Genomic DNA, 7,627 nt, shown 5'->3' with positions numbered 1-7,627 from the left:
GGACCCCCCCCTCTGCGCGTTAAATACCCCCCGCGTTGGGGGGGGGGCGGTGTGCCCCGGCCCCCCCCCCCCCCACCGGAAGGGGTGAATGCACGTAACTTTCCCACCCCGGACGCGTTCTGTCGCGCTAAGCAGTGGGACGGTCACGCTCGGTCAGACTACGGCCAGCCCTGACGCCGTCCGTCAACCACCGGGGTGCACCCACGGGTTGGGGCGGCACTTGATGCCCTCGATCTCCAGGGACTTGGTCTGCTGCTGCATCACGGGTGCGAGCGCGCCGGGCGTACTGCAGTTCACGTGGCCGTACCCGAGGCGGTGGCCGACCTCGTGATTGATGAGCATCTGGCGATAGGCCAGCATCGCCTTGGCGCCGAAGGTCTCCGCGCCCCGCGCCCAGCGGAAGGCGTTGATCATCACGCGGGACGTGGAGGCGGAGTCGCAGGAGACGTTGTCGACGGTGGTGTCCAGACCGGACTTCGCGCACCAGGTACCGGTGGTGCCGGGGCTGGCGAGGGTGACCACGAACTCCGGCTCTCCGCTGGAGATCCGCTCGAAGGTCATCGCGCCCTTGCCCGCCCAGCTCCGCTCGTCGTTGAGGGTGGTCTGCACGGCCCGCGCGAAGAGCTTCGCGTCGAGCGCGAGCCCCTTCTCGACGTCGACCCGGTAGCGGACCTTGCGCCCCTTGCCGGGGGCCTTGTCGAAGCCGGGGACGGCCTCGAAGTCGCCCGAGCCCCGCAGTTGGGGGTCGAGGGGGAACTGGCGGGTCATCAACTGCTCGTACGTCGGCGGCGCGGCCGGCCGGGCCTGTTCGGACGGCACGGGTTTCGCGGGGGTCACGCGGTCGTCGGAGCGCGAGGCGGTGCCGTCGACGGCCCGGCCGGCGGGGTCGTCGGCCGCGCGGGCGAGAGGGTTGCCGGACTGCCGTTCGGCGACCTGACCGGCCACGACGATGGCGAGGACGGTGGTGACGGCGGCGGCCGCGATACCGGTCAGGGTGCGCCCCAAGCCGCCGCTCCCGGCGGGCCGCGACTCCTGCTCCGGAGGCGGTTCGGGCCGGTCGTCGGTGGGCACCTCGGTGGGTGTCCCCGTCGGCGCCACGGCGGGGGCCTCACGCCGGGGGCCGGGGATGAACGGAGCCTGCGGGCCCGTCGGTCGCGGCGCGGTACGGGGGGCGCCCTGCCGATCGCCGTGCTGCTCGGCCCGGGAGGCCGCGTCGTCGCGGTCGGGATGCCCTCCCCGTACGGGCGAGTCGGTGGGAGCGGCGTACCCCGTGGTGCCGTGCGCCGGCGTGTCCCAGGCGCCCTGCCCGTAGGCGGTCACCGTCCGGCCGTACGTCTGCCCCTGGGCCGAGCGGCCGCCTCCGCCACGTCCGTACGTCTCTTGCCCGTTCGTCTCGCGACCGTACGCCTGCTGTCCGTACGGTTCCTGCCCGTGCGATTCCCGCCCGTACGTCTCTTGTTCGTACGCCCCTTGGCCGGGCGCCCGCCTGCGGCGTCCCGTCCCCGCCCCGGGCCCTGCGGCCTCCTGCCGGCCCGTTTCGGCGGCGGGAGAGGGCGCGGAGCCCCTCCGACTATGTCGTCCCACGCCCCGGATCAGCTCCCGCCGCTGTCGTCTGTGCCGGCTTCTTCGTTGTCCTCGATCAGTTCCCGTACGGCCTGGGCGACCGTCTCGGGGTACTCCATCATGGCCACGTGCCCGGCGTCCGGCAGGGTCAGGAGCCGCGAGCCGCGGAACGCCACGGCCGCCTTGCGCGCCATCCGGAAGGAGACGAGCTGGTCACGGCCGCCGTAGACGAGCAGCGTCGGGGCGAGCACCCGCTCCGCCTGCCGCCACAGTCCATGCTGGCCGCCGAGGGTGTACGCGTCGACGATGCCACGCGAGGAGCGGGCCATGGCGTCCCAGAAGTACGGCAGTTCCAGGCGCCGTTCCATCTCCTCCACCGCGTGCTGGACGCCCTCGTCGGTGACCCGGCCGGGGTCTCCGTAACAGAGGGCCATGACACTGCGGACCCGCTGCTCGGGCGTCCAGTCCCTGGTCAGCCGGGAGAAGAGGGAGGCGACGCCCGGCAGGGCGAGGAGCGCGGTCGGCCAGGCGTTGCGCTGGGCGCGCAGCTCGGGAAGGGCCGGGGAGATCAGGGTCAGGGTGCGCACGAGGTCGGGCCGGACGGCGGCGACCCGGGTGGCGACGGAGCCGCCCAGGGAGTTGCCGATGAGGTGGACCGGGCCGCGGCCGCCCGCGTCGAGCAGGCGGATGACGGCGCGGGCGTGCCCGGTGACCGAGTAGTTGCCGTCGTCGGGCGGCGGGGAGTCGCCGAAGCCCGGAAGGTCGACCGCCTCGGCGTCGACGTGGTCCGCGAGCAGCGGCATCAGGGTCGACCAGTTCTGGGAGGAGCCGCCGAGGCCGTGGACGTAGAGCGCGGGCGCGAGGCCGGGACGGTTGCCCGGGCGGGCGCGCACGGTGAGGGTGAGGCCGGGGAGCGCGACGGAGCGCAGCTCCTCTCCGTCGGCCACCCGCACGGTGCGGTTCCGCGACCCGGGCGGTGCGACGGCGGTCCGGGTCTCCGGCAGCTCGGTCGACGACATGGCCGCAATATTACGAGACGATCACGCGGTGGCGCGTGTGTGGGGCGTCACAGGATCGGGTGCGCCGAGCGGAGTGTGCTTCTACGCTCGAAGGACAGAGTCATCGGAGAGGAACCGCGCGCCGGAGAGGAACCGTATGACTGTCGATCCGAACGAGCCGGACACATTCGCCGGGGAAGAGGCCGTCGTGCTCGACGAAGAAACCCCTGAGGCCGACGCGGCCGAGCAGCACACCGAACTGCAGCAGCGTGAGGACGAGCCGCCCACCCATCTGGAACAGGAGTCGGCGAACGAGGCCGACGCCTCTGAACAGGCACGAGTGGTCACGCTGGACGAAGACGACTACCGCTGATTTGTTCGGTTTAACGTTGAATTGCCGATCGCCCCGGGCGTCCGGTCCGTGAAATTCTGCGTCCGCACCGCGCACAGCCGGGTTACCCAAAAGTACGATGGCGGGCGCGGCGCCACAGCGCGCATGGATCGATTTTGGGAGGCGGCGTGACAGCCATCGAGCAGACAGAGGCAGCACGCCCTCGGGGCACGCGCCTGCCGCGCCGAGCCCGACGGAACCAGCTCCTCGGGGCAGCCCAGGAGGTGTTCGTCGCACAGGGCTACCACTCCGCCGCGATGGACGACATCGCCGAGCGCGCCGGTGTCAGCAAGCCGGTGCTGTACCAGCACTTCCCCGGCAAGCTCGAGCTCTACCTGGCACTTCTCGACCAGCACTGCGAGGCGCTCCTCCAGGCCGTGCGCACCGCGCTCGCGTCCACCACGGACAACAAGCTCCGGGTGGCGGCGACCATGGACGCGTACTTCGCCTATGTCGAGGACGAGGGCGGCGCGTTCCGGCTCGTCTTCGAGTCGGACCTGACCAACGAACCGGCCGTGCGCGAGCGCGTGGACCGGGTCAGCCTGCAGTGCGCGGAGGCGATCTCCGACGTCATCGCCGAGGACACCGGTCTGTCCAAGGACGAGTCGATGCTGCTGGCCGTGGGCCTCGGCGGGGTCTCGCAGGTCGTCGCGCGCTACTGGCTCTCCAGCGAGTCCGCGATCCCGCGCGACAAGGCGGTGGCGCTGCTGACCTCGCTGGCCTGGCGCGGTATCGCCGGGTTCCCGCTGCACCCGGCGGACGGCCAGCTGAGCGCCGAGGGTCACTGACGCTCCGCGCCGCCGGCCCGCCCGTCCGGGTCGCCGCTGTTCGCTCCTGGCGTTGAGCGGCTGCGCCGTGCGTGTCCCCTCACCGGGCTAATGTGTGCAGCGTACGGCGCGGGGAAACGCGCAACGCTGACCGTTCGGAGGGACATAGCCGTGGAGGTCAAGATCGGCGTGCAGCACGCACCCCGGGAGATCGTTCTGGAGAGCGGGCAGTCCGCCGAGGAGGTCGAGCGCGCCGTGGCCGACGCGCTGGCCGGCAAGGCGCAGCTGCTCAGCCTCACGGACGAGAAGGGCCGCAGGGTCCTGGTCCCGGCCGAGAAGATCGCGTACGTGGAGATCGGCGAGCCGGCGGTCCGCCGGGTCGGCTTCGGCGCGCTCTGAGACGTACGTCCATACGACGGAAGGCCCGGCGGACCTGGTCCGCCGGGCCTTCCGTCTGCCGTGCCACACCAGGCATCGGCACCCCGCCTCGGCCTGACCCGTCTCACCGGGTATCGGCATGTCACGTGGCATGTGGGCCGAATGCGCTGGTGAGGGGGGCGAGGGAGGGTTGTTTTCCGCGCGGCCCGGGTAGGACCGCCTACGACCGAATTGCCCGCCACGCTCCGCACGCGAGGTGATCCCGTGTTCCTGGAAGCTCTCGGCTCCGCTCTGCTCGGACTCGCCCTGGCCTGGGCCGCCGTGCACCGGCTGCCCGACCGCCTCCCCGCACGTGGGGTCGTCCTCACCACGGGCTCGCTCGGCGCCGTGTTCGGCGCCCTGGTCACCCATGGGGCGCTGGGGCCGGGCCATGTCCTGGCGACCCTGTTCGGCGCGCTCGCCGTCTCGGCCGTACTGCTCTCGCTGCTGATCCGTCCGGCTTCCCGCCGGCTGCGCCGATCAGCGGCGGCGTGAACAGCGCTGCCCCACGCACCGCCCCCGCCGCCGCCCCCGGTCGAACGCCTAAGCGGCCAGGCCGAGGGCCGCCATGCGCTTGGTGTGGGCTTCGGTGATACGGGAGAACATCCGGCCGACCTCCGCCAGGTCGAAGCCGTCGGCCACGCCACCGACCAGCATCGTCGACAGGGCGTCGCGCTCGGCGACCACCCGCTGGGCCTGGGAGAGCGCCTCGCCCATCAGCCGGCGCGCCCACAGCGCGAGCCGTCCGCCGACCCGCGGGTCGGCATCGATCGCGGCGCGGACCTTCTCCACGGCGAAGTTGCCGTGGCCCGTGTCGTCGAGCACGGAGAGCACGAGCCGGCGCGTGTCGGAGTCCAGCCGGGCCGCGACCTCGCGGTAGAAGTCGCTGGCGATCGAGTCGCCGACGTACGCCTTGACCAGACCCTCGAGCCAGTCGGACGGCGCGGTCTGGCGGTGGAAGTCGTCGAGCGCCTTGGCGAACGGCTCCATCGCGGCCGTCGGCTCGGCGTCCACGGCGGTGAGGCGGTCCCGCAGCCGCTCGAAGTGGTGGAACTCGGCGGTGGCCATCTTCGCCAGCTCGGCCTTGTCGGCGAGGGTCGGCGCGAGCTTGGCGTCCTCGGCGAGCCGCTCGAACGCCGCCAGCTCGCCGTAGGCCAGCGCGCCCAGCAGGTCGACGACCGCGGCGCGGTACTGCGGCTCGGCGGATGCCGTGGCCCAGTCCTGGGCGGCGATCCCGGTGGTTTCCTCGGCCGGTGTGGCGTTGTCAGGCGTCTCCATGAAGCGCACAATAGCCCGCTCCCCGGACCGAGGAAGGCCCTGGTCAGTCACTGTGACCGCGCCCTCATTACGAATTCTCCCAACACACCTGCGCGAATCCGGGGTACAGTGATAAAGCGCCTGCTGAGTATGCGGACATGCTTTCGCACGTTCGGACGTACCCGGTGGGCCATCTCATGAATGAGGATGCCCGGTCGGTGGCCCGACTGGCTCCGACCCGACAGCCCTCTCCGCGCACCGCGGAAGGGTCCCTCAGCGGCAAGACGCTCGAGCGACGGCAGTGGTCCCGCGCCACCCCGGTTGTGGTCTTCACGATCCAGGATCGATCCGATCCGGGTTGTGTCCGATCCGGCCGGAAGTGAACCGGCACGGTACGACCCCCTTCGTTCGCCTCACGCCGCGTCTCACAGAAGAGGCAGCACCCTGACTACGACTTTCCGAGAGCTCGGGATCCTTCCCGAGACGGCCGAGGCGCTCGAAGCCGTCGGCATCGTCACCCCCTTCCCCATCCAGGAGATGACCCTTCCGGTCGCCCTCTCCGGCAGCGACGTCATCGGCCAGGCCAAGACCGGCACCGGCAAGACGCTCGGCTTCGGACTGCCGCTCCTGGAGCGCGTCACCGTCCCCGCGGACGTCGAGGCCGGCCGGGCGCGGCCCGAGCAGCTGACCGACGCCCCGCAGGCACTGGTGGTCGTCCCCACCCGTGAGCTGTGCACGCAGGTCACCAACGACCTGCTGACCGCCGGCAAGGTCCGCAACGTCCGCGTGCTCGCCATCTACGGCGGCCGGGCGTACGAGCCCCAGGTCGAGGCGCTGAAGAAGGGCGTCGACGTGATCGTCGGCACCCCGGGCCGCCTGCTCGACCTGGCCGGCCAGCGCAAGCTCGACCTCTCCCACGTCAGGGCCCTGGTCCTGGACGAGGCGGACGAGATGCTCGACCTGGGCTTCCTGCCCGACGTCGAGAAGATCATCAACATGCTTCCGGCGAAGCGTCAGACCATGCTGTTCTCGGCGACCATGCCGGGCGCGGTCATCGGTCTGGCCCGTCGCTACATGTCGCAGCCCACGCACATCAACGCCACCTCGCCGGACGACGAGGGCGCGACCGTGCGCAACACCACGCAGCGCGTCTACCGCGCGCACTCCATGGACAAGCCGGAGATGGTCTCCCGCATCCTGCAGGCCAACGGCCGCGGGCTGGCGATGATCTTCTGCCGTACGAAGCGGACGGCGGCCGACATCGCCGACCAGCTCGCCCAGCGCGGCTTCGCCTCGGGCGCGGTCCACGGCGACCTCGGCCAGGGCGCCCGCGAGCAGGCCCTGCGGGCGTTCCGCAACGGCAAGGTGGACGTGCTGGTCTGCACCGACGTCGCCGCGCGCGGAATCGACGTCGACGGCGTCACCCACGTCATCAATTACCAGTCGCCCGAGGACGAGAAGACCTACCTCCACCGCATCGGCCGCACCGGCCGCGCGGGGGCGAAGGGCATCGCCGTCACCCTCGTCGACTGGGACGACATCCCGCGCTGGCAGCTGATCAACAAGACGCTGGACCTCGGTTTCCCGGACCCGCCGGAGACGTACTCCACGTCCCCGCACCTCTTCGAGGAGCTGGACATCCCGGCCGGCACCAAGGGTGTCCTGCCGCGCGCCGAGCGGACCCGTGCGGGTCTGGGCGCGGAGGAGCTGGAGGACCTGGGCGAGCCCGGTGGCCGGGGCCGGAAGAAGGCGGCCCCGGCCGCCCAGGCCGAGGAGAGCCCGGCCCGTACGCGCACGCCGCGTCAGCGTCGTCGTACGCGGGGCGGAACCGTACTGGAGGAGACGGCCGCTGCCGCCGCCCCGGTGACGGAGGAGACCCCGGCCGACGCCCCGGCCGAGCCGCGCACCCCGCGCCGCCGTCGCCGCACCCGTACGGGCGCCGCGTCGACCGCGCAGGCCGTGGCGGAGGCCCCCTCGGTCCCCGCCGCTTCCTCGGTCCCCGCCGCTCCGGTGGCCACGGCCGCTCCGGTGGCTCCCGTGGCCGAGGAGGCGCCCAAGCCGCGCCGTCGTCGTACCCGGATCGCCAGGCCCGAGGCCGACACCGTGACCTTCCAGACCGTGGAGACGGCGGCGGCCGCGGCCGCCGCGGCCGCCGGCGATCGGAAGAGGGTGGGGGGGGGGAAGAGTGTAAACAAGCAGGTGGTGATAGAGGGGGTGGGCGGATGAGTAAAAAA

General features: G+C 72.1%; 8 protein-coding genes. 5 read left to right on the top strand and 3 right to left on the bottom strand.

Annotated features, from left to right (window positions below):
• Window positions 1–183: 183 nt before the first annotated feature.
• The gene (locus tag ABZY12_RS34080) at window positions 184–1,584 is read right to left on the bottom strand and encodes a DUF3152 domain-containing protein (protein ID WP_356897302.1); all 1,401 of its coding nucleotides are present in this window, start codon (window positions 1,582–1,584) and stop codon (window positions 184–186) included.
• An 8-nt stretch (window positions 1,585–1,592) separates the two neighbouring features.
• Window positions 1,593–2,582, bottom strand: a complete 990-nt coding sequence (locus tag ABZY12_RS34075; protein WP_356897300.1) for an alpha/beta hydrolase — start codon at window positions 2,580–2,582, stop codon at window positions 1,593–1,595.
• Between the two features lie 136 nt (window positions 2,583–2,718).
• On the opposite strand from ABZY12_RS34075, the gene ABZY12_RS34070 reads away from it, so the two are divergent.
• The 4 genes from ABZY12_RS34070 (at window position 2,719) to ABZY12_RS34055 (ending at window position 4,631) form a co-directional block, all read left to right on the top strand.
• Window positions 2,719–2,934 carry a hypothetical protein gene (locus ABZY12_RS34070; RefSeq protein WP_356897298.1) on the top strand — a complete coding sequence of 72 codons (216 nt, stop codon included), beginning with the start codon at window positions 2,719–2,721 and terminating at the stop codon, window positions 2,932–2,934.
• A 146-nt stretch (window positions 2,935–3,080) separates the two neighbouring features.
• Window positions 3,081–3,740: a TetR/AcrR family transcriptional regulator gene (locus ABZY12_RS34065; RefSeq protein WP_356897296.1), complete on the top strand. Its 660-nt coding sequence runs from the start codon at window positions 3,081–3,083 to the stop codon at window positions 3,738–3,740.
• A 150-nt stretch (window positions 3,741–3,890) separates the two neighbouring features.
• Window positions 3,891–4,118 carry a DUF3107 domain-containing protein gene (locus ABZY12_RS34060; protein ID WP_356897294.1) on the top strand — a complete coding sequence of 76 codons (228 nt, stop codon included), beginning with the start codon at window positions 3,891–3,893 and terminating at the stop codon, window positions 4,116–4,118.
• A 243-nt stretch (window positions 4,119–4,361) separates the two neighbouring features.
• Complete coding sequence (locus tag ABZY12_RS34055) at window positions 4,362–4,631, top strand: hypothetical protein (protein WP_356897292.1); 270 nt, start codon at window positions 4,362–4,364, stop codon at window positions 4,629–4,631.
• Between the two features lie 48 nt (window positions 4,632–4,679).
• On the opposite strand, the gene ABZY12_RS34050 is transcribed toward ABZY12_RS34055, so the two are convergent.
• Window positions 4,680–5,414: a ferritin-like fold-containing protein gene (locus ABZY12_RS34050; protein WP_356897290.1), complete on the bottom strand. Its 735-nt coding sequence runs from the start codon at window positions 5,412–5,414 to the stop codon at window positions 4,680–4,682.
• A gap of 516 nt (window positions 5,415–5,930) precedes the next feature.
• On the opposite strand from ABZY12_RS34050, the gene ABZY12_RS34045 reads away from it, so the two are divergent.
• Window positions 5,931–7,619, top strand: a complete 1,689-nt coding sequence (locus ABZY12_RS34045) for a DEAD/DEAH box helicase (protein WP_356897288.1) — start codon at window positions 5,931–5,933, stop codon at window positions 7,617–7,619.
• The last annotated feature ends 8 nt before the right edge of the window (window positions 7,620–7,627 follow it).

Source organism: Streptomyces sp. NPDC006551, from assembly GCF_040611675.1.
Classification (GTDB): Bacteria; Actinomycetota; Actinomycetes; order Streptomycetales; family Streptomycetaceae; genus Streptomyces.
Note: the sequence above shows the minus strand (reverse complement) of the source record. Positions and strands in the feature narration are given on the sequence as shown.